The organism is Flavobacterium hiemivividum, from assembly GCF_004349145.1.
Taxonomy (GTDB): domain Bacteria; phylum Bacteroidota; class Bacteroidia; order Flavobacteriales; family Flavobacteriaceae; genus Flavobacterium; species Flavobacterium hiemivividum.
Genome location: NZ_SMFO01000003.1, coordinates 173,528 through 195,160, shown reverse-complemented (window position 1 = coordinate 195,160; position 21,633 = coordinate 173,528). Strand labels below are relative to the sequence as shown.

Sequence of the window (21,633 nt, the reverse complement as noted above, 5' to 3'; positions counted from 1 at the left end):
TATACTATGAATGTATCTATACTGTTAATTATACTTTTTGTTGGAGCCTTTGCAACGTACCTGGCTGGTGACAAACTGGCTTCAAAAGTAGCACTGTTCTTTAGCCTTTCGTCTTTAGGATGTGCAATCGTATTGTTAAATAATTTCAACGCTGGAGAAAACATTAGTTTTATCAGCCAATGGATCAACCAACCGAATATTTCATTTGCTCTACAAGCAGATGGATTATCAATTGCAATGATTCTATTGACACTGGCATTAGCACCAATCATTATATTTTCTTCTTTTGGAAATGTATATAAGAATGCAAAAGCCTTTTACTCGCTGATTCTTTTTATGGTTTTTGCTATGGCAGGAACATTCTTAGCTTCAGATGGTCTTTTATACTATATCTTCTGGGAATTAGCATTAATCCCTATTTACTTCATTGCTTTAATTTGGGGTAATGGTGATGCTGAAGAACGTAAAAAAGCAATGGTAAAATTCTTCATTTATACTTTAGCTGGATCTTTATTTATGCTAGTTGGTTTTGTTTATTTATATCAGCAAGCCGGAAGCTTTTTATTAGAAGATTTATACAACTTAAATTTATCAGTAACTGAACAGTTATGGATATTCTTAGCGTTTTTCTTAGCCTACGCTATTAAAATTCCTTTAATCCCATTCCACACTTGGCAAGCAAATGTTTACCAAAAAGCACCTACAGTAGGAACGATGTTGCTATCAGGAATTATGCTAAAAATGGGATTATACAGCATTATACGCTGGCAACTTCCTCTTGCTCCACTTGCCGCTGAAGAATACAAATACATCTTCATCAGCTTAGGAATTGCCGGAGTAATCTACGGTTCGATTGTGGCTTTACGCCAAAAAGACTTAAAAAAATTACTAGCTTACTCATCATTAGCCCACGTTGGATTAATTGCAGCTGGAACTTATTCACTTACAATTGACGGATTACGTGGTGCAGTATTACAAATGATCGCTCACGGTTTTGTGGTAGTTGGATTATTCTTCATCTCTGAAATTATTTTTAGAAGATACGAAACCAGAACTATTGCTGACATGGGCGGAATTCGTTCTCAATCACCAAAATTCGCTTCGATGTTCTTGCTTTTAGTATTAGCATCTGTTTCCTTACCTACTACCTTCAACTTCGTTGGAGAGTTCACAGTATTGTACGGTCTTTCGCAAATTAATATCTGGTTTGCCTTATTAGGAGGAACAACGATCATATTAGGAGCTTACTACATGTTGAAAATGTACCAGCAAGTTATGCTTGGAGAAACGAATACAAAAGCATTTGTAGATGTTACTTTTCAAGAAGGATTAGCGTTAGTAATTATCCTAGCGGTTTTATTCTTTTTTGGAATGTATCCAAAACCAATCACAGACTTAATAACGCCAAGTTTGGAAAATATTTTAACTCATATTAATAGAATTAACTAGTCAAATAAAAAAAATGAATACATTAATAGCTATAATAGGATTAGGTGTTTTATGCCTTTTATTTGAAATTTTCGAATTAAGAAAAGCCATCATTCCAATAACAATTATTGGGTTACTGGCCGTACTAGGTCTTAACATCTCTGAATTCAATTCACCTGCTGCCTACTACAACAATATGATTATTGTGAGTAAATTTTCTACTGCATTTAGTGGGTTATTTATAATCTTAACCATATTCTTAGTGGCATTAAGCCATAAATTCTATGAGCATCAACAAAGCAAAATCTCCGATTTTATTGCCATAAAAATATTTTTACTGGCGGGAACTGTTGCCATGGTTTCTTTTGGAAACTTAGCAATGTTCTTTTTAGGAATCGAAGTATTGTCTATTGCTCTTTACGTCTTGGCGGCAAGCAATAGATTGAGTACAAAAAGTAACGAAGCGGGTTTAAAGTATTTCTTAATGGGATCTTTTGCTTCAGGAATCATTCTATTCGGAATCTGTTTGATCTACGGAGCTATGGGAAGTTTTGATGTTATCGAAATCAGCGAATTATCACAATCAGCTGAATTACCAGTTTGGTTTCCAATTGGGATTGTATTAGTAACAATTGGAATGTTTTTCAAGATAGCTGCAGTTCCATTCCATTTCTGGGCTCCTGACGTTTATGAAGGATCACCTACTTTAACTACTGCTTTAATGAGCACATTGGCCAAAGTAGTTGCAATCGCTACCTTATTTAAATTACTTACCATCATGAATGCAGATATTTCGCCTTCATTCCAAATTGTACTCGTAATCATTTCTATGGCTTCGATGACTGTAGGAAATATAATGGCATTGCGTCAAGTAAATGTAAAACGAATTTTGGCATATTCAGGGATATCTCATGCCGGTTTTATGATAATGACTTTACTAAGTACAGCAAATACAGCGGGAACATTATTATATTATACTTCAGCTTATGCATTAGCAGGTATCGCAGCTTTTAGTGTAATTATCTATGTTTGTAAAAACAACGAAAATGAGGATATGGTTAATTTCCACGGATTAGGAAAAACTAATCCATTATTAGCCGCTATTTTAACAGCCTCTTTACTGTCTATGGCGGGTATTCCAATTTTCGCAGGTTTCTTTGCCAAATTATTTTTATTCAACAACATGCTACAAGCGGGCTTTGTTGCTTTAGTAATAGTAGCAGTTATCAATTCGATTATAAGCGTTGGATACTACTTTAAAATCATCCTGGCGATGTACACTAAGGAGCCTAATGAAGAAAGAACAGGAACTCCTGTAACTATTTATGCTGTTGCCGTAATCGCAATTGTATTGAATATTGCACTAGGTTTATTCCCATCATTTGTATTGGATTTACTAGCATAAAATTTCTATTTAAACTTTCTAGAAAACCATTCGTCACCACGAATGGTTTTTTTGTTTAAAATATATCAAAGTATAAGCTGCTAAATCTTTTGTCACAAACTAAACTTACAAAGAAAACTATAACAATAGCAAATAAAAATCCCGCCGATACGAATACCAGCGGGATCTTTCACCTATCAACTTATAACAAACTAATTCCTCTTAACAATTCTTACATCGACAGACGCCGCTACTCTATTATCTTGCTTTACAACTCTTGAGTCATACGCTCTATAGTCACGGTCATCATAATCATTCTGTTGGTTGTACACATAACCTCTACGATCATTAACTCTACCAACCATATCCACAATCTGACCACGACGGTTATAAATAATCTCTAAACCACCTACGCGTTCTAAAGCAAAACGATTGTATGTCATTTGTACAGCACCTACTCGTCTAACTCTATCGTTAGAATCGAAGTAAACCGAAACATTTCCAACACGAGTTACATTCCCTCTTCTATCGTACTGCACTTTTAAGCCGTGCCCATTTTCTCGATAAGTAGAAGCTGCACCATAATTTCTATGACCGTTCCCTCTTTTATTTGCCTTATAAGCTTTATCACGACCATAAGTACGCGCATTAAAATCAAATTGTCCATCGGCAAAAATGTAGAACTCAATTCCGCCCTCCGTAAAAACAATCGGATCGGCATGTCTAAAATCAACAGCTACTCTCCTCTCCTGAGGGAATTTGCTGTTCTCTGCTGCATTGGCTACACCACCTCCCATTAAGAGGATACTAGCTACTAAAAGGGTAATTTTTTTCATGGTATTTATATTTTGTATTTTGCCTACTCATGAGCTTTTCGGCTTCCGCTATTTCATTGTTATTTGAAATGGCATATTCAAGTAGCGTGCCAAAAACTTGAATCACGAAGTTGGCTCTTTACAAGTAAAGTAAGCATTTTACCATTACTACACTCATTTACAACACGCTAACAAAAGCAATAAATCGAAAATAAAATTTATTTATAAACGAAACTTAACTTTATTTTGAGCACATAGCACTGTTATAAACTAACTATTTTTCGAATTTCTTAATAAAAAGACTGCTTATTATCGTCAATACAAAAACTAATTATATCACAAAACAAAACGTTAAATTTCTTTTCAGAACGCTAAATCGCCAAGGACTGTTCCAGCTTTTAGGTAAACGACACCCTATCGATTTCCCAATAAATCCCTAAAGGAATCAATATTACAAAAGCATTTTACTAAATTTGTATATACAAACAATGAATTAGAAAACAATTTCGAAATGGAAAATAAACTTAAAATACAAATCTGGTCGGACATTATGTGTCCTTACTGCTATATAGGAAAAAGAAGAATTGAAGGTGCATTAGCTGAATTTCCAAATGGAGCGAGTGTAGAAATCGAATGGAAAAGCTTCCAGTTAGATGCCAGTTTTGTGGCATCAGAAGACGATAATATGGCCGAACATCTAGCCGAAAAATACCAAAAAGACAAAGAATGGGCTCAAGAAATGATGGACAGCATGACTCAAAATGCTAAAAATTCAGGATTGGACTTTCATTTTGAAAAAGCCGTAATGGCGAATTCTTTCAACGCTCACCGATTATTACATTTAGCCAAAAAATACCATAAGGCAAATGAATTAGAAGAATTACTATTCAAAGCGTATTTGACAGACGGTAAGAACATTAACGATCTCACCACTTTAAACGAATTAGGAATCCAAGTAGGACTTGATTCGAAAGAAATTGACAATGTCTTAAATTCTGATGCCTACGCAAATGATGTAAAACAAGACATTGAAATGGCACGAAACATTGGAGTTCAAGGAGTACCTTTTTTCGTTTTCGACAATAAATATGCGGTTTCTGGCGCACAACATCAGGAAACATTTGTAAAGACTTTAGAAAAAGTTTGGGAAGAAGGCGATTTCGATTCAAAAATTACTATCTTGAATTCTTCAACTGAAGGCAGCTGTGGTATAGACGGTTGCGACTAAAAAAAGAAATACAATGTCTAATGTAAATAAAGGAATAGCTACTGTTCGCTGGGGAATTTTAGGTTGCGGTGCGGTCACCGAGAAAAAAAGCGGTCCTGCCTACCAAAAAACAGATGGATTTGAAGTAGTAGCGGTCATGAGAAGAGATGGTGATAAAGCAGCCGACTACGCTCAAAGACACGGAATAAAAAAATATTATACTGATGCTGATGAACTAATCAACGACCCAGAAATTGATGCAATATATATTGCTACGCCTCCAGATACTCATAAATTATACGGATTAAAAGTAGCCGAAGCAGGAAAAATATGCTGTATCGAAAAACCATTGGCTCCAAGCCATGAGGAATGTCTTGCTATATACGAAGCTTTTAACAAAAAGAGCATCCCGCTCTTTGTCGCTTATTACCGTCGTTCATTGCCCCGTTTTAACCAAATTAAAACTTGGCTTGAAACAGCTAGCATCGGTGAACTAAGACATATCAATTGGCATCTTAGCAAACCTACTTCTGAACAGGATTTATTAGGGGAATACAACTGGCGAACAGACACTAAAATTGCAGCTGCGGGTTACTTTGATGATTTAGCGAGTCATGGATTAGATTTATTCAGTCATCTTTTAGGGGATATTAAAGACGCTACTGGAATAAGCCTTAACCAGCAGGGTTTATATACTTCAAATGACGCTACGGCTGCTTCATGGTTTCACGAATCAGGAGTTACGGGAACCGGAACTTGGAACTTTGGGTGCCAAGCACGAGAAGACAAGGTAACCATTTACGGAAGTAAAGGAAAAATCGAGTTTTCAGTTTTTGGCGAGGAGCCAATAATCCTTTCAAATGAAGAAGGAGATACCCAACTCTTTATTGAACATCCAGAAAACATTCAGTACTATCATGCGCAAGCAATTCGAGAACATTTATTAGGTAATAGCACGCATCCTTCCACCGGAAAATCAGCTACTCACACCAGCTGGATAATGGATAGAATTACCAAATAACTAGCAAAAAAAAGAACAGCTCAAAATAATTGAGCTGTTCTTTTTTTTTACTAAAACCGATATTTCTAATGCTCTTTTATTCGAAATAAATCTTTCGAATCAACACAACATTAACTTCTTTTTATTTCCAGAAGATTGCGTACAACACCACTAAAATAATCATAATTGCAAAGGCTCCCACATTAAATAGCGGACTCGTTTTAAATAATTCTTTAGTTAATGGAATTCCTTTAGCATCATCATTTCCTTTATTCTGAGTTAAACTGATTATCACAATTAAAATCATCGTTATAACCGCTGTATAACCCATTTGGTCCATCCAAGGTAACGTTGGAAAGAATGATTCCATTCCGCTTCCTTCTGCCCAAGATTTTGGTCCCACTTTAAAGAACATTGCAATAGGAATAGAAAGCAAAGCTCCCCATATTGCTGCTTTGTTTGTTGTTTTCTTCCAGAACAATCCTAGGATAAAAACAGCCAAAATACCTGGACTCACGATCCCAGTATATTCTTGTATAAATTGGAATGCTTGATCAATCCCTCCCAAAAGCGGCGCCATTATCACGGCAATCACTAATGCAACACCTGCAGAAAGACGACCTACATTAACGGTTGTTCTATCGTTAGCCTCTTTGTTAATATATTGCTTGTAAATATCCATCGTGAAAATAGTAGATGTCGAGTTCAACATTGAAGCCAACGAGGATACAATTGCGGCGGCCAAAGCAGCAAAGGCTAAACCTTTAAGACCCGCTGGTAAGAAATGTAACAACCAAGGATATGCTCTATCTGCAGTACCTACACCAGGTAAGTTCTCCATTGCAGAAGCTCCTAATCGAGCCATAATTACTGGATCATTTACAATTACATAGGCTGCAATTCCAGGAACCACAACAATAAATGGAATAATTAATTTTAAAAATCCAGCCAATAAAATTCCTTTTTGAGCTTCACGCAATGATTTTGCAGCCAAAGTTCTTTGAATGATATATTGGTTGAAACCCCAATAATAGATATTTGCTATCCAAAGCCCACCTACTAACACCCCAATTCCAGGAAGATTCATGTATTCTGGATTTGCTTCATCTAAGATCATTACAAAACGATCTGGAGCAGCCTCGTAAATTGTCGTTAAACCTTGCCACATTCCCGCTCCGTTAGAAACAGTATTCAAAGCTAAATAGGTTGTTACCAGTCCACCAAGAACAAGAAAAACAACTTGTATTACGTCTGTCCAAGCCACAGCCGAAAGTCCGCCGTACAAAGAATAGGCAGCCGAAAAAAGCGCCAATCCTATAATGGCATACATCATGTCCACTCCTAAAATTGTTTCAATTGCTAAACCTCCTAGATATAAAACCGTAGTAAGATTAACAAAAACATATAATGCAATCCAGAAAACGGCTAAAATTGTTTTTAGGTTAGTTGAAAATCGCTTTTCAACAAATTCAGGAATCGTATAAATCCCTTTTTCGATAAAAATAGGTAAAAAGTATTTTCCTACTATTATAAGAGTAAAAGCAGCCATCCATTCATAAGAGGCAATCGCTAAACCCAAAGCAAAACCAGAACCAGACATTCCGATGAATTGCTCAGCCGAAATATTAGCAGCAATTAATGAAGAACCAATTGCCCACCATGGTAATGATTTACTGGCAAGGAAATAATCCTCTGCATTCTTCTGCTGTCCGTCTTTTTCACGAGACACCCATAATCCAACTCCTAAGATTAACACTGCATAAGCACTGAAAACCAAGTAATCAATAAACCCAAATTCTGTTGCCATACTATTTACTGTTTCTAATTATAAAATTCTATTTTAATTTTAAGGCTCTAATATACTTATTTTCGACATTCGCTAACTAATAAAAACCAATCGCCCTTACTACCCTTCCAGCTTAAGCCTTTTGTTTGTAATGGACATCCGATAAATTTCTCAACATCTCTGCACTTTTCTCAGGAGTAATATCTCTTTGCGATTCTCCCATCATTTCATAACCTACCATAAATTTTTTCACGGTAGCTGAACGCAACAATGGTGGGTAAAAATGCATGTGAAACTGCCATTCTGGATGCGCTTCTCCATCAGTAGGTGCTTGATGGATTCCTGACGAATAAGGAAACGAAGTCTCAAAAAGATTATCATATTTTATGGTCAGTTGTTTCAAAATAGTAGCAAAAGCAGTGCTCTCCGCTGGAGTAAAATCAGTTATTTTAGTGAGGTGGCGTTTTCCAATAATCATAGTTTCGAATGGCCAAATTGCCCAAAAAGGTACTAAAGCCACAAAATGATCATTTTCTACAACAATACGCTCTTTCAGTTTTAACTCTTCCTGCAAATAATCTAGTAAAAGATTACTTCCGTGTTTGTCAAAATAAGTTTTCAAATTATTTTGAGTCTTTTCCACTTCTGTAGGTAAAGAAGATTGAGCCCATATTTGCCCGTGAGGATGCGGATTACTACAACCCATCACACTTCCTTTATTTTCGAAAATTTGAACGTGCTTAATATAATCTACACCACCTAAATCAGTATATTCTTTTTGCCAAGTGCTTATGATATCTTCAATAGCATTCAAGCTCATTTCAGGTAATGTCAAGTTATGCTTTGGCGAAAAGCAAACTACTCTAGAAATTCCTCTTTCGGGTTGCGCTTTAAAAAAACTTTCCTCTTTATTTTCTTCGAAAGCAATTTCTTCTTGTTTTAAAGCAGCAAAATCATTTTCGAATACAAAACTGTTTTCATACGCTGGATTTTCCATTCCGTTAGCGCGAACATTCCCCGGACACAAATAACAAGTTGTATCATATTCAGGCAATGTATTTGATGAAACCGTTTCGTTTTGACCTTGCCAAGGTCTTTTAGCACGATGTGGCGAAACCAAAACCCATTCGTTGATCAACGGATTATAGCGTCTGTGCGGATCTTCATTAATATCGAAATTTTTCATTTTAATTGTGCTTATAATTTGATGTTCCGTTTCCTATTTTGACATCATATATTTTTAATTCAATCCCAAAAGCATCAAAGTAATGTTTTGTAAATTCTGCTTTGATTGCCTCTTCATTTCCTTTTTTTACTAAGTTTATGGTGCAACCGCCAAAACCACCGCCCATTAATCTAGCGCCAATAACCGCTTCTTCTTTCTTAGCTAAATCGACTAATAAGTCTAATTCATCGCAGCTCACTTCATAATCTTTAGATAATCCGTCATGCGTTTCAAACATTAATTGACCTAATAATTCAATATTTCCTTTATCTAAAGCCTCACAAGCCAGAATTACTCGATTGATTTCCTTCACTACATAAAGGGAACGTTTAAAGACATCAGCACTCATTTTGTCTTTTAAGTCTAAGATGTTTTGTGGCGTACAATCTCTAAAACTGCTTATGGCTGGAAAATTACTTTTCACAATAGCAATTCCTTCCTCACATTGTTGACGTCTTTCGTTATAAGCTGATGTCATCAAGGAGTGCTTCACATTCGAATCAAATAAAATCAAGGAATAATCACTAAAATTAGCGTCGTGATAGGTGTATTCTAATGTTCTACAATCAATTTTTATGACTTTATTTTCTAAACCCATCACGCTCGAAAACTGATCCATGATTCCGCAGTTAATTCCTACCCAATGTTCGGCTTTTTGACCCATTAAAGCGATATCAACCGGTTTGATATTTAAGTTAAAAAGTTCGTTCATTCCAAATAAAAACCCGCACTCTAATGCTGCCGACGAAGACAGACCAGAACCTACTGGAATGGAACTACTAAAAACACAGTTCACGCCTTCAAACTGAAAGCCGTTGTTTTTTAATTGCTGAATAACTCCTCTTATATAATTTGTCCAAACCTTTTCGTCGTGTTGAACTTCAGCGGAAAGATCGATTTCAAAAGTATCATTAAGATCTATTGCAACTATTTTTGAGGTATTTGAATTATTTTTTTCGAAAGCAAAACATATAATCTTATCGATTGCCGCTGGCAACACAAAACCGTCGTTGTAGTCGATATGCTCTCCAATAATATTTATTCTACCCGGAGAAAGAACCACTTGACTTGGCTGTGAACCAAAGGTTTCTTGAAAATATTTTGTGGTATTTTGTATTAAAATGTCATTCATTACGTAGACTTAAAAAGTTTCAAATTTGTAGATCGTTTTCTGTTGGTAAACCTCCCCTTTTTTTAATAATGCAGTTGGGAAATTCTTATGATTGGGAGCGTCAGGGAAATTTTGAGTTTCGAAACAAATACCACTTAGCGCATGATAATTTGTATTTTCTTTTCCTTTGAGAACATTTCCACAATCTCCACCAACATAAATATGAACCCCCGGCTGATCTGTAAACACGGACATTTTTAAATGATTTTTTTTACTGTAAAGCGTCGCTGCAAATTCTTCTTTTGATTCTAAAACAAAAGTATTATCAATTTTTACAGGACATTTTTTGGGTCTACTAAAATCAAAAGAGCCATTTGACACATCTAAGATAGTTCCTGTAGGGATATTATCTGCTTTGAGCTCTACTATTTTTTGAGAATTTACCGTTAACTCCTGTTCAGATACAGCATGTTGATGACCATCAAGATTAAAATAACCATGATGCGTTAAATTAATGATTGTATCTTCAGTAGCAGTTGCTTTGTATTCGATAATTACCTCATTTTCTTCAGACAACGTATATTTTAACTCCACTGATAAATCTCCTGGAAAATGCTCCTCATTGTCTGGGCTAAACAATTTTAGCTTTATAAACGGATTATTAGCTTCGTTTACTTCTTCGATTTCCCAAACTTTTTGACTAAAATTATGGATTCCGCCATGAAGCGTGTTTTGCTCATTATTTATATTTAACTGAATTTCTTTACCGTTTAATGCAAATTTACCTTTATTAATCCTTCCAGCAAACCTTCCTACAGTTGATCCATAATAAGGTGCACCGGGCAGGCTAAATGATCCTACATAGTCTTTTAAGGTATCAAAACCCAAAACCACATCTGCAATTTGACCATTCTCTAAAGGAATTTTTAATGAGGAAACTGTAGCGCCGTAGTTTATTATCGACAAACACATTCCCTTTTTATTCGTTAATTCACAAGAATGAACAACATCTTCGTTAGGCAATAAACCAAACAATTTTATTATAGAATTAGACATAAAATGCGATATATGTTTTGTTTTTGAACTTTACTTATTGAATAGTAATGTTCAAAAGTAAAATAATTGTTGCCTTTTACATACCTGTACCTACCGGTTTTTTGTATATTGCGCAAAATTTAAGCATATGAAACCTATCTTAATTAAAAATAACGTTGGAATCCCAAAATACAAGCAGATCATCTCTTCTATTGAAAAAACAATTAAAGATGGTCATCTAAAGAAAGACGAAAAATTACCTTCGATCAATAAAGTATGTCTGGAGTTTGGTTTATCACGAGATACGGTTTTACAGGCTTATGATGAATTAAAAAAGAGAGGGATTATTTATGCCATTCTTGGAAAAGGCTATTACATAAAAAGCACTCAAGTAAGTATTAAGCAAAGAATCTTTTTACTTTTTGACGAACTGAACAGTTTCAAGGAAGATCTTTACAGTTCGTTTCTAGAAAATATTGGCGACAACGTTCAGGTGGATATCTTCTTCCATCATTTTAATGTAAAGGTTTTTAAAAAATTAATAACCGATAACAATGGCAACTACACGAAATACATAATAATGCCAACCTACCTTACGGAGGCAGCTTCCATTATAAAAACCCTACCAGTTGAAGACGTTTACATTTTAGATCAAACAAATGAAGAACTAAAATCATATCCCGCAGTGTATCAAAATCACCGCAAAGATATCTACGACGCTCTAGTTAAAGGAAAGTCTAAGTTGAACAAATACAAGAAATTAATAATGATTTTCCCTGGTTTTAGAGAGCCAGTAGGTATGAAAGAAGGCTTTGAAAAATATTGTGAAGAATTTTCAATTGACCATGAGGTAATAACAAAATTTACAAACAGAAGCATCTCCTTAGGCGAGGTTTATATCATACCAGACGACCGGGATCTAGTGCGTGTAATCGAGGCTTCAAGACTTCAAAATCTTGAATTAGGTACTGATTACGGGATCATATCTTACAATGACACTCCACTTAAAAAAATCGTTGGAAATGGGATCACCACTATTTCGACAAACTTTGATGCCATGGGAAAAATTTTAGCCCAAATGATTCTAAAAAACAAAGAAGAGCAGATAGAAAACAAATGCGCACTAATATTGCGTAATTCATTGTAGTATAGAACTAAAAAAAAAGATTAAGATAAGTAATCACTGCTCACAATATTTCAATCATATTTTCTCATTGTAAAGTAATTGTTATAGTTCCCATTTAACAATAATATTCTATTTTTACTCTACTTTAAAAAAACTTCAGCATTTCAACTTTTAATAATAGCTTAAAACAAGAATGTCTAAAATATACTATCGTGAGTGAATTAATACCAAATAGCAATGATTTTATTTTATATACTGCCCCTAACGGCTCTATTAAAGTAGAAGCTTACATTCAAGATGAAACTATTTGGCTTACTCAGCAAAAAATAGCAGATGTTTTTGGAGTAACCAAATCAACTATTAGTGAGCATCTTACCAATATTTTCGAAAGTGGCGAATTGGAAAAAGAAGCAACTGTTCGGAAATTCCGAACAGTTCAAAAAGAAGGCGAAAGAGAAGTAACCCGAAATTTAGAATACTACAATTTAGATGCAATTATTTCTGTTGGCTACCGTGTAAACTCTAACAAAGCAACACAGTTCCGTATTTGGGCAACCACCACCCTTAAAGAATACATCATCAAAGGTTTTGCTATGGATGATGAGCGTTTAAAACAAGGCACAACCATATTTGGTAAAGATTATTTCAGAGAGTTATTAGATAGAGTTCGTTCCATCCGTGCAAGTGAGCGTAGAATATACCAACAAATCACAGATATATTTGCAGAATGCAGTATTGATTACAACCCACAAGCCGACGTAACCAAAAATTTTTATGCTACCGTTCAAAACAAATTCCATTTTGCTATTACAGGCAAAACAGCAGCCGAAATTATTTATTTGAAAGCCGATAGTTCAAAACCACAAATGGGATTGACCACTTTCAAAAATGCACCAGATGGAAGAATTTTAAAATTAGACACAGGAATAGCCAAAAACTATCTCGAAGAAAAAGAAATCAAACAACTGGAACGCACCGTATCTGCTTATTTTGATTATATCGAAAATCTTATTGAACGCCAAAATACCTTTACAATGGAAGCTTTGGCAGAAAGCGTAAACAAGTTTCTAAATTTTAATGAGTATAAAGTCTTAGAAGGTTTAGGAACAATTTCGCATCAACAAGCCGTTGACAAAGCTTCTATTGAATATGATAGTTTTAATAAAACACAAAAAATAAATTCTGATTTTGATAAGCAGATTAAAGGTTTGGAGCAAAAATCATTAAAAAAATAGAACAAGCTTTTATACATTAGTCTAAATAAAATTTATTTTTATAATTGCATGTTTATTGTCTCACTCTCTAAATAGTTCTGCAGAAATTATAAATTTAAACTTTATCTTCAAAATTGATAAAAAAAAATTAAACATACTAATACATGGAATAGTAAACAATTATTGTATTTTTGATTAAATAAAAAGTATATTTACTATATATTTCATACTTTTGCACCCCTAAATAAAAACAAATGGCAATACAAGATTCAAAAACAGAAGCCTTTGAGTACGTGTTATTTAAACTTGTAGAATGGTATAATGAAGAATGTAATAATACTGAAACGAATGACATTAGCACACTCAAAGCCCTTAAATTACTTTTTTTTGTATCCTCTGTAGATACTGTAAAAGAATCTTCTGACACTTTACTAGATAGCCCTTTTAATAATTTTGTAGCAATGCCTTACGGCCACGTTGAGAGTGATGTTTATAAAGATATTAAATCCAGTAAATTTCAAAATGTTGTCATAAGAAACAATTCAACTATTGTAGAAAACATAGATTTTATTAATAAATTAAATCCTTCAACAATAGTAAAAATTGATAAATCGATAAAAAGCTTAAAGTCAATTAATAATAAATTGATTGAATTATCTGCATTTAAACTTGTTGAACTTAGTCATAAGTGGTTTTCTTGGAAAATAAATTACCAAAAAGCCCTTCAAAGAGGTGATTTTAGTCATGAAATTGACATCTCCGAAATAAAAAGTGAAGACAAATTTTATCAAATATAATTTTTATAAATGGTTGATAAAATTTTAAAATTAGTACAAGTAAGGTTTATAGATGAGATTGATTGGCATACAAAATTCTTTAATCAAGATAGCAGCATAAACGAAACTCACCTAAATTTATTTATAAATGAAACTTTAGTCGATTTAATAAATTATTTTTCCGAGTCAATTCTCATAGGAGAGTATGAATTAAAAGCTGACATTGAGGATATATTGATTGATATTGAAAAAAAAACATCCTCAATATATGATAATCTTACAGAACAATACATTGAAAATGCAATTTTGTTTCAATCTGTACAGAAGTTCATAGATGCATTAAATCTTGTCATATCAACTTATACTAATTTTTGCAAATTAATTTCAATCCATAAGACTTATCCAAATTACGATTTATTATTCTCTTCTTCTCCAAATACTACTGCTTTAATTGACGATCTTAACTTTGAAGATAAAATTATAGGTGAGATTTTTAATTTTTTCAAAACATTAGAACTATTTAGGCATGATCACTTCTTTGATGAAAGAATTGAATACTATAAAGATTTATTAGAATTAGAGGAATCAATTAATTCAACTAGATTTCCTTTTAAACACGTAAGCGCTCTAAATATAAAAATCTCCTTTTTAAAACATAAATGGGTAATTAGACAGAATACAACCGCACAAATAATAAAGCAGGGAACTTCACTTAAGTGCTTTCTAATTGATAATAAATTAATTTCAGTACACGATGTTCCTGTTTTGAATTCTTCGTCTCCCAAACTAAATGATTGGAAAATTTATTTAGAACACCATTATGACTCTAATAACTTGTCTGATTTTTTTCTTTAAAAAAATTAATGTAGCAAAAAGGAGCTTAAATAGAGGGGTTTACACTGTTGGAAATCGTTGTCGGTAACGATTTAGTAATGGTGCTCATTGCATTCATTTTTACTCAATTTCTTTGTAAATCAGTAGCAAATATAATAAATCTATGTGATTTAAAACTCCTTTTCATGACCTAACTATTATAGTTTTTAGAAATTTTGATGTTTTTTTGCCTTCATCGGTAGAAAAAATTTCTCCCCAGTGGGGTGAAACTGTGGAATTATTATCATTAAATGTTTGAAATTTTGTGAATTAATTAGACGTAAACCAAATCTCAAATTTGGCAAGCATCACAAAATTTATTAGCTATGAAATATTCTTTAGACAAAATCCTTTTAGAAATTCACAATAAGGAGGATAAGATTTTATCACAAAGCAAAAGATTGATTGATGAGGCTTACGAAATGACCCTGTATCTTCAGGATCTTTTAGGTTCAGTTAAGAAATACCTTATTGAGGAAGGGTTTAAAAACGATGAGGAAGAAATCCGTTTTTTTCGTTCTATTAAACCCCAAATACTTGGTAAGCTGATTTATTACAATAAGATATATCGCATTGAAACCACTTGCCCTGTTAGTAACGGTAAAATGTATTATAATTATTTTTCTGGACAGTTGGCAAATCTTAAACGGGAATACACTGAACACCTCTGCAATTCGGATTTTTACAGATATTACCGCTCAGGACGGACAGACCGTGATGATACTTACTTCAAACGTGGAAACATTAACTACCACGATGGGCTTAACAGCATCGTATTTGAAATAGATCCGGAATTCTCGACTTTCTTCGATTATAAAACTGCAAGGATTATCTCCAATGAATTGCTCTACACCTATCTGCTAACAAAAATTAATCCCGATGAAAATCCCGATGTGATATTGCAAAAGCCGGAAAGTTCCAAAGATATATTTTGGACCGACAGCAAAAATGCTATAATCGAATTGATATATGCCCTTTATGCTTCGGGTGTAATTTCTCACGGAAAAATCGGTATCCGAAAAATTAGTCTGATGTTTCAAATACTTTTCCGTATTCCTCTCGGCGACCTACATCACGCTTTCCATAGAATGAAAACCCGAAGTGGTTCCAGAACTTCATTTTTAGACCAGCTTAAGTTTTCTCTTGAAGAATATATGGATAAAGACCTTTAGTTTAATTGAGCTATCATTTCAAAGCAGTACATCATCGTACTGCTTTTTTTTTGCCCATATCAGCCAATTGGTAAAGTTTGGAAAATACTATTGTTAAACAATCAAAATCCCCTAAAATCCTTTACTGATAAGGCTTTCCCTAATTGTAAAAATTTTCAAAAAACCGCCAAACCAATTGGCAAGGCTTGGCAGACAAACTCTGCCACTCTTTTCAACTTTGCATAGTAAACTTTAAAAGTTATGCAATGAAAATAATAACCATTGAAGAAGAAGCGTGGGATCAGCTAAACAATCGTATCACTGCTATCGCTGATTATCTGAAAAGATTGGAAGTGACCAATTATGATGACCTGTGGCTCAACAATCACGAGGTATGTCAATACCTGCACATTAGCGAAAAAACGCTTTGGCGTATGCGTACCAAAGGTGAGATTGCTTATTCAAAAATCTATGGACAATACTTCTACACGATTGGTGCTATCAAAGATATGCTCAATGCCAATGCTGTTCAAAGCAGTGATGAGTATGTAAAGGAACTTATAGCAACAGGCAAAAGCTATATCGAAAAAGGCAGGAAACTAAAGACAGATAAAAAATAGGTACGAACCCTTAAAAGTATAATCCTATGAATATTGACAGAATGGAATTTTTGGCGTGGATGGAACGCCTAATGGACAGGCTTGATATGCTTGGCGATCATATCGAAGACTTTCAAAAGAAACGAAATAGTATTGATGGCGAGGAATTGCTCGACAATCAGGATTTGCTTCAAATGCTTAAAATCAGCAATCGTTCATTGCAACGTTACCGCTCTAACGGGAAACTGCCTTATTATACCATAAGCGGAAAATTGTATTACAAATTGTCGGATGTTCATCAATTTATAAGAGAAAGTTTTAATCCTCCGACACCTAAATAAAATGCCTTTGAATGACAAATACCGCCTTTGAATGCCACTTAGTGCAATGCAGTAAATGCTTCTTTTATTTTCGGAATTGAAATCTTAAAATATTCAGATTATGAGCGAAGAAACTACAAATAAGCAAGAAGAACCCGAACAACTATCGGACATTTTGTTGGTGCTGGATAAGGAAAAAATGAAAATCCAAGCTGTAAAAAGCATCGACAAAAACGGAAAAATGGAAACCGTTGATCCCACAAAAAAGAACCAAAGCGAATTTATGCGGGTGGACAAACAGGGTGATTTGATTTCTAATTTCTTTTCCAATTTTTACAGACAACTGAAAGATCCTACCAAATTTACATTCTTCAAAGTACCTGCCGATAAAGCTTTAGAGAAAGCAAAAGAATTTCAGAAGCAGGTAGATCATCCTACTCCAAAAGGCGAAAAACAAATGAAAAAAGACGAAGTAAAAGTTGAGCCTGAACATAAACAAGAAAATCAAAATAATATGGAAACAACACAAAAAGCACCGGAAAATAACGAATACCGTTACAAGCCGGAACAAATTGATTGGGAAACAATGAACAATCTTGGATTAGGCAAAGAACGCCTTGAAAAAATGAACCTACTTGAACCTTTATTGAAAGGTTTTAAAACCAATGAACTTGTACCTGTAAGCCTTAATCTCGGTACTGCCGTTACCCGAATGGATGCCCGTCTTTCCTTGCAACATAATGATGACGGTAAGGTAGTGGTCGCCATTCACGGTATCCGTAAAGAACCGAACTTAAACTTTGAGTTTTTTGGACACAAGTTTACTGATGAAGACAAGAAAAACTTACTCGATGCAGGAAATATGGGACGTGTGGTTGATTTGAAAAATCCCAAAACAGGTGAAACCATTCCGTCAATTATTAGTGTGGATAGGTTAACCAATGAATTGATTGCACTGAAAATAGAATACATAAAAATACCCGATGAAATAAAAGGCATAAAACTGAATGATGAGCAAAAACAAACTTTAATGGACGGCAAACCACTTCATTTAGAGGGAATGATTTCTAAAAAGGGAACTGAGTTTGAAGCTACGGTTCAATTCAATGCAGATAAACGCTATGTTGAATTTCTGTTCGATAGAGGCAATACCAATCAGCAAACGCAAAGCAACGGACAAAACAACCAGCAAAATAATTCGCAGGAAGTTCCGAGAATTTTTAGAGGTAAGGAATTGGATAATGAGCAATATGATAAGTTCAAAGATGGTCAGAATGTTTACATCAGTGGCTTGACAGATAAGCAAGGTAAGCCGTATCAAGGTTATATCACGCTGAATAAGGAAACCAACAAAACCAATTTTTCTTTTCAAAATCCCGATAAACTCAAAGAACAAGCGAAACCTACTGAAGCTCATAAAACGCAAACTGCGGTTAATTCGGATGGTAAAACCAATGAAGCAACAAAGAATATCAAAGAGCCTTTACAACCGAAACAGCAAACGCCAAAAGATAAAAAACAGCAAGAGCAACAGGAAAAACCTCAAGCACCAGCTAAATCTAAAGGCAGAAAAATGTAGTAAATTATGAAAGCAATAATTGCAGAAAAACCAAGCGTAGCAAGAGAAATAGCCAGCTTGTTGGGTGCTTCCAAAAAAAAGGATGGATACCTGACAGGCAACGGCTATTGTGTTACGTGGGCATTTGGACACCTAATTGGATTAGGAATGCCCGAAGATTACGGAATATCAGGTTTTCAGAAAGCCTCGCTTCCGATACTTCCCAACCCATTTTTATTAACCGTTCGTAAAGTAAAAAAGGACAAAAATTATGTAGCTGATACAGGTGCATTAAAGCAATTGAAAATAATTGAGCAAGTATTTAATCAATGTGATACCATAATTGTAGCTACTGATGCAGGTCGTGAAGGCGAACTCATCTTTCGGTACACTTATGAATACCTCAAATGCAACAAACCTTTTCAAAGATTATGGATAAGTTCACTTACTGAAAAGGCGATTAAACAAGGCTTTGATAACCTGAAAAACGGAAAGGAATTTGACGGATTGTACCAATCTGCACAAGGCAGAAGCCGTGCCGATTGGCTTGTAGGAATTAATGCTACGCAGGCATTGAGCATTGTTGCAGGAAATGGGATTTATTCGCTCGGAAGAGTGCAAACACCAACGCTTTCCTTGATTTGCAAACGTTATCTCGACAACAAAAAATTCTCAATAAAGAAATATTATCAGATACAATTGTTGCATCACAAAGAAATGATTGGTTTTAAAAGCCTTTCCACAACCAAATGGGACGATAAAAAGCTGGCAGACGATACATTGCGAACTATCGAAAGAAACGGAAATACTGCAACGGTTACATCCGTAGAAATCAAAAACGTCACGGAACAACCACCTTTGCTTTTTGACTTGACAGGTTTACAAAAAGAAGCCAATAAAAAGCTAAACCTTTCTGCCGAAGAAACGCTGAACATTGCCCAAAGCCTTTACGAAAAGAAATTCATCACTTATCCTCGTAGCGGAAGCAAATATATTCCCGAAGATATGTGGGCTGAAATCCCCAATCTTGTAAGAGCGTTACAAGACAGGGAAAATTGCAAACAAGCCTTGTCTAAAATAAAATGGGGACGTTTCAATAAACGCATCGTGAATGATTTGCGTGTAACCGACCATCACGCATTATTGATTACCGAAAAAATTCCATCGGCATTAAATGCAAAAGAAAATGCAGTTTACGATATGATTGCTTTTCGACTGCTGGAAGCGATTTCTCAAGCTTGTACGAAAGAGATTACCGACATTGCTTTACAAGCCATACATTATGATTTTACTGCAAAAGGTTGTAAGATAACCGAACCAGGTTGGCGCTCGATAAGAGGAAGTTTCGCAGATGATGAAGCCGAACCTTTGCAGGATTTACCCGAATTGAAAAAGGGCGATGAACTTAAAATAAAAGAAGCCTCCGTTTTGGAAAAACAAACCAAGCCACCTGCATTATATACTGAAGCTGGGCTTTTATCAGCTATGGAAACTGCCGGAAAGGGGATAGAAAATGAAGAAGAACGCAAAGCTTTGCAAAATATTGGTATTGGCACACCTGCTACACGGGCATCAATAATTGAAACATTGTTTACCCGAAATTATATCCAAAGAGAAAATAAATCTTTAATCCCGACTGAAAAAGGATTGCAGGTTTATGAGTTAGTCAAAGACCAAAAAATTGCGGATGTGGCTATGACTGCCGAATGGGAACTTGCTTTGCAGAAAATTGAAAATAACGAAGCTGATGCCGAAGCATTTCAAAAGGAAATGGAAACGTATGCAAAATCTATTACGAATGAATTGTTGCAAACTACCATTGCCCACGAAAACCTGCCTCAACTTATTTGCCCAAAATGTAAAACCCAGCAACTGATTATTAGAGATAAGATTGTTAAATGCCCTGATGAAGTTTGTAATTGGGTACAGTTCCGCAATGTTTGTGGCCTACAAATCAGCATTGCTGATATTGAAAGCCTCGTCAATAAAGGCAAAACTTCTCTGCTTAAAGGGATGAAAAGCAAAGCTGGAAAAAAATTCGATGCCTACATCGTGTTGAATGATAGCGCCGAAAGTTCCTTTGAGTTTGAGAAAAGCAAAAACTATAAAAAGTAATGGAAAATAAAGCCCTAGTTACTCGGCAGGAAATTGAAAATCAGATTTATACCATAAGAAGTCAACAGGTTATGCTGGATAGTGACTTGGCAAGGATTTATCAGGTGGAAACAAAGAACCTCAACAAAGCCGTAAAAAGAAATACTGAAAGATTTCCTGCTTCTTTTTGTTTTCAACTGACCGAAGAGGAAGTTGAAAACTTGAGGTTCCAGTTTGGAACCTCAAGTTTAAATTATGGTGGAAGACGTTATTTGCCCTATGTTTTTACCGAGCAAGGCATTGCAATGCTTTCTGCTGTACTTCGTTCAGAAATTGCCATAAAAGTCAGTATTGAAATTATGAACGCTTTTGTAGAAATGCGTAGGATGCTCATCAGCAATGCTTCGCTTTTTCATCGTTTGGATAAGATTGAACTCAAACAATTACAATCCGACCAAAAATTTGAAGAGATTTTTAAGGCTTTGGAAAGTCACAAGCTCCACAGCGAAAAAGGCATCTTTTACAACGGGCAGGTTTTTGATGCCTACACTTTTGTTTCCGATATTATCCGAAATGCTAAGACCTCCATTATCCTGCTTGATAATTATGTGGATGATACCGTACTGACCTTACTTGGAAAACGCAGTGATAATGTAACTACCACTATTTATACCAAAAACATAAGCAATCAGCTAAGACTGGATTTGCAAAGATATAACAGCCAATATCCTCCGATTGAAATCGAAATTTTTTCTGATGCTCACGACCGTTTTTTTATTATTGACAATACGGAGCTTTATCATATCGGAGCATCACTTAAAGACCTAGGCAAAAAATGGTTTGCCTTTTCGAGAATGGATATTGAGGTCGGCAGGATGCTTCAAATCTTAAAAAAACCATAGAACGAACCTCTGAATATTCAGAGGTTTTT

Annotated in this window: 19 protein-coding genes; 14 read left to right on the top strand and 5 right to left on the bottom strand. The window is 34.8% G+C overall.

Annotated elements, in window-relative coordinates; all coding sequences use genetic code 11:
• Positions 1 to 6: 6 nt before the first annotated feature.
• Together E0F98_RS06835 and E0F98_RS06830 are read left to right on the top strand one after the other, a co-directional pair.
• Positions 7 to 1,449 carry a complex I subunit 4 family protein gene (locus tag E0F98_RS06835; protein WP_132109853.1) on the top strand — a complete coding sequence of 481 codons (1,443 nt, stop codon included), beginning with the start codon at positions 7 to 9 and terminating at the stop codon, positions 1,447 to 1,449.
• Positions 1,450 to 1,462: 13 nt separating this feature from the next.
• Positions 1,463 to 2,833, top strand: coding sequence for an NADH-quinone oxidoreductase subunit N (locus E0F98_RS06830; RefSeq protein ID WP_132109852.1), 1,371 nt, complete (start codon positions 1,463 to 1,465; stop codon positions 2,831 to 2,833).
• A gap of 191 nt (positions 2,834 to 3,024) precedes the next feature.
• Here the strand turns inward: E0F98_RS06830 and E0F98_RS06825 are convergent, their stop codons facing one another.
• Positions 3,025 to 3,648: a hypothetical protein gene (locus E0F98_RS06825; RefSeq protein WP_132109851.1), complete on the bottom strand. Its 624-nt coding sequence runs from the start codon at positions 3,646 to 3,648 to the stop codon at positions 3,025 to 3,027.
• 490 nt (positions 3,649 to 4,138) lie between these two features.
• Here E0F98_RS06825 and E0F98_RS06820 point away from each other — a divergent pair, with 490 nt between their 5' ends.
• Both E0F98_RS06820 and E0F98_RS06815 read left to right on the top strand, forming a co-directional pair.
• Positions 4,139 to 4,855, top strand: coding sequence for a DsbA family oxidoreductase (locus tag E0F98_RS06820; protein ID WP_132109850.1), 717 nt, complete (start codon positions 4,139 to 4,141; stop codon positions 4,853 to 4,855).
• Between the two features lie 13 nt (positions 4,856 to 4,868).
• The gene (locus tag E0F98_RS06815) at positions 4,869 to 5,855 is read left to right on the top strand and encodes a Gfo/Idh/MocA family protein (protein WP_132109849.1); all 987 of its coding nucleotides are present in this window, start codon (positions 4,869 to 4,871) and stop codon (positions 5,853 to 5,855) included.
• A gap of 121 nt (positions 5,856 to 5,976) precedes the next feature.
• Here the strand turns inward: E0F98_RS06815 and E0F98_RS06810 are convergent, their stop codons facing one another.
• The 4 genes from E0F98_RS06810 to E0F98_RS06795 form a co-directional block, all read right to left on the bottom strand.
• The gene (locus E0F98_RS06810; protein ID WP_132109848.1) at positions 5,977 to 7,641 is read right to left on the bottom strand and encodes a sodium/sugar symporter; all 1,665 of its coding nucleotides are present in this window, start codon (positions 7,639 to 7,641) and stop codon (positions 5,977 to 5,979) included.
• 112 nt (positions 7,642 to 7,753) lie between these two features.
• Positions 7,754 to 8,806 (bottom strand): UDP-glucose--hexose-1-phosphate uridylyltransferase, encoded by a 1,053-nt coding sequence (locus E0F98_RS06805; RefSeq protein ID WP_132109847.1) that lies wholly within the window; start codon positions 8,804 to 8,806, stop codon positions 7,754 to 7,756.
• A gap of 1 nt (position 8,807) precedes the next feature.
• Positions 8,808 to 9,977, bottom strand: a complete 1,170-nt coding sequence (gene galK / locus E0F98_RS06800; RefSeq protein WP_132109846.1) for a galactokinase — start codon at positions 9,975 to 9,977, stop codon at positions 8,808 to 8,810.
• A 9-nt stretch (positions 9,978 to 9,986) separates the two neighbouring features.
• Entirely contained in the window at positions 9,987 to 11,012 is a 1,026-nt protein-coding gene (locus tag E0F98_RS06795; RefSeq protein WP_132109845.1) for an aldose epimerase family protein, read from the bottom strand.
• A 127-nt stretch (positions 11,013 to 11,139) separates the two neighbouring features.
• Between E0F98_RS06795 and E0F98_RS06790 the strand changes: the two genes are divergently transcribed.
• The 10 genes from E0F98_RS06790 (at position 11,140) to E0F98_RS06745 (ending at position 21,604) form a co-directional block, all read left to right on the top strand.
• A complete protein-coding gene (locus tag E0F98_RS06790; RefSeq protein ID WP_132109844.1) occupies positions 11,140 to 12,138 on the top strand; it encodes a GntR family transcriptional regulator in 999 nt (332 codons plus the stop codon).
• Positions 12,139 to 12,329: 191 nt separating this feature from the next.
• Positions 12,330 to 13,352, top strand: coding sequence for a virulence RhuM family protein (locus E0F98_RS06785; protein ID WP_243699204.1), 1,023 nt, complete (start codon positions 12,330 to 12,332; stop codon positions 13,350 to 13,352).
• Positions 13,353 to 13,585: 233 nt separating this feature from the next.
• Positions 13,586 to 14,128, top strand: coding sequence for a type II toxin-antitoxin system antitoxin SocA domain-containing protein (locus E0F98_RS06780; RefSeq protein WP_132109843.1), 543 nt, complete (start codon positions 13,586 to 13,588; stop codon positions 14,126 to 14,128).
• A gap of 9 nt (positions 14,129 to 14,137) precedes the next feature.
• Positions 14,138 to 14,962: a hypothetical protein gene (locus tag E0F98_RS06775; RefSeq protein WP_132109842.1), complete on the top strand. Its 825-nt coding sequence runs from the start codon at positions 14,138 to 14,140 to the stop codon at positions 14,960 to 14,962.
• A gap of 344 nt (positions 14,963 to 15,306) precedes the next feature.
• A complete protein-coding gene (locus E0F98_RS06770; RefSeq protein WP_077225372.1) occupies positions 15,307 to 16,152 on the top strand; it encodes an RteC domain-containing protein in 846 nt (281 codons plus the stop codon).
• Between the two features lie 245 nt (positions 16,153 to 16,397).
• A complete protein-coding gene (locus E0F98_RS06765) occupies positions 16,398 to 16,751 on the top strand; it encodes a helix-turn-helix domain-containing protein (RefSeq protein WP_074590587.1) in 354 nt (117 codons plus the stop codon).
• Positions 16,752 to 16,777: 26 nt separating this feature from the next.
• Entirely contained in the window at positions 16,778 to 17,071 is a 294-nt protein-coding gene (locus E0F98_RS06760) for a helix-turn-helix domain-containing protein (protein ID WP_074590589.1), read from the top strand.
• A 100-nt stretch (positions 17,072 to 17,171) separates the two neighbouring features.
• Positions 17,172 to 18,629: a DUF3945 domain-containing protein gene (locus tag E0F98_RS06755; RefSeq protein ID WP_132109841.1), complete on the top strand. Its 1,458-nt coding sequence runs from the start codon at positions 17,172 to 17,174 to the stop codon at positions 18,627 to 18,629.
• Positions 18,630 to 18,635: 6 nt separating this feature from the next.
• Positions 18,636 to 20,723 carry a type IA DNA topoisomerase gene (locus tag E0F98_RS06750; RefSeq protein ID WP_132109840.1) on the top strand — a complete coding sequence of 696 codons (2,088 nt, stop codon included), beginning with the start codon at positions 18,636 to 18,638 and terminating at the stop codon, positions 20,721 to 20,723.
• Complete coding sequence (locus E0F98_RS06745; RefSeq protein WP_132109839.1) at positions 20,723 to 21,604, top strand: ORF6N domain-containing protein; 882 nt, start codon at positions 20,723 to 20,725, stop codon at positions 21,602 to 21,604. Before E0F98_RS06750 ends, E0F98_RS06745 begins: the two co-directional genes overlap by 1 nt.
• Positions 21,605 to 21,633: the final 29 nt, after the last annotated feature.

Coding starts and splice junctions, on each gene's coding strand:
- E0F98_RS06835 (WP_132109853.1), top strand. CDS start 7: ATGAATGTATCTATACTGTTAATTATACTTTTTGTTGGAGCCTTTGCA.
- E0F98_RS06830 (WP_132109852.1), top strand. CDS start 1,463: ATGAATACATTAATAGCTATAATAGGATTAGGTGTTTTATGCCTTTTA.
- E0F98_RS06825 (WP_132109851.1), bottom strand. CDS start 3,648: ATGAAAAAAATTACCCTTTTAGTAGCTAGTATCCTCTTAATGGGAGGT.
- E0F98_RS06820 (WP_132109850.1), top strand. CDS start 4,139: ATGGAAAATAAACTTAAAATACAAATCTGGTCGGACATTATGTGTCCT.
- E0F98_RS06815 (WP_132109849.1), top strand. CDS start 4,869: ATGTCTAATGTAAATAAAGGAATAGCTACTGTTCGCTGGGGAATTTTA.
- E0F98_RS06810 (WP_132109848.1), bottom strand. CDS start 7,641: ATGGCAACAGAATTTGGGTTTATTGATTACTTGGTTTTCAGTGCTTAT.
- E0F98_RS06805 (WP_132109847.1), bottom strand. CDS start 8,806: ATGAAAAATTTCGATATTAATGAAGATCCGCACAGACGCTATAATCCG.
- galK (WP_132109846.1), bottom strand. CDS start 9,977: ATGAATGACATTTTAATACAAAATACCACAAAATATTTTCAAGAAACC.
- E0F98_RS06795 (WP_132109845.1), bottom strand. CDS start 11,012: ATGTCTAATTCTATAATAAAATTGTTTGGTTTATTGCCTAACGAAGAT.
- E0F98_RS06790 (WP_132109844.1), top strand. CDS start 11,140: ATGAAACCTATCTTAATTAAAAATAACGTTGGAATCCCAAAATACAAG.
- E0F98_RS06780 (WP_132109843.1), top strand. CDS start 13,586: ATGGCAATACAAGATTCAAAAACAGAAGCCTTTGAGTACGTGTTATTT.
- E0F98_RS06775 (WP_132109842.1), top strand. CDS start 14,138: ATGGTTGATAAAATTTTAAAATTAGTACAAGTAAGGTTTATAGATGAG.
- E0F98_RS06770 (WP_077225372.1), top strand. CDS start 15,307: ATGAAATATTCTTTAGACAAAATCCTTTTAGAAATTCACAATAAGGAG.
- E0F98_RS06765 (WP_074590587.1), top strand. CDS start 16,398: ATGAAAATAATAACCATTGAAGAAGAAGCGTGGGATCAGCTAAACAAT.
- E0F98_RS06760 (WP_074590589.1), top strand. CDS start 16,778: ATGAATATTGACAGAATGGAATTTTTGGCGTGGATGGAACGCCTAATG.
- E0F98_RS06755 (WP_132109841.1), top strand. CDS start 17,172: ATGAGCGAAGAAACTACAAATAAGCAAGAAGAACCCGAACAACTATCG.
- E0F98_RS06750 (WP_132109840.1), top strand. CDS start 18,636: ATGAAAGCAATAATTGCAGAAAAACCAAGCGTAGCAAGAGAAATAGCC.
- E0F98_RS06745 (WP_132109839.1), top strand. CDS start 20,723: ATGGAAAATAAAGCCCTAGTTACTCGGCAGGAAATTGAAAATCAGATT.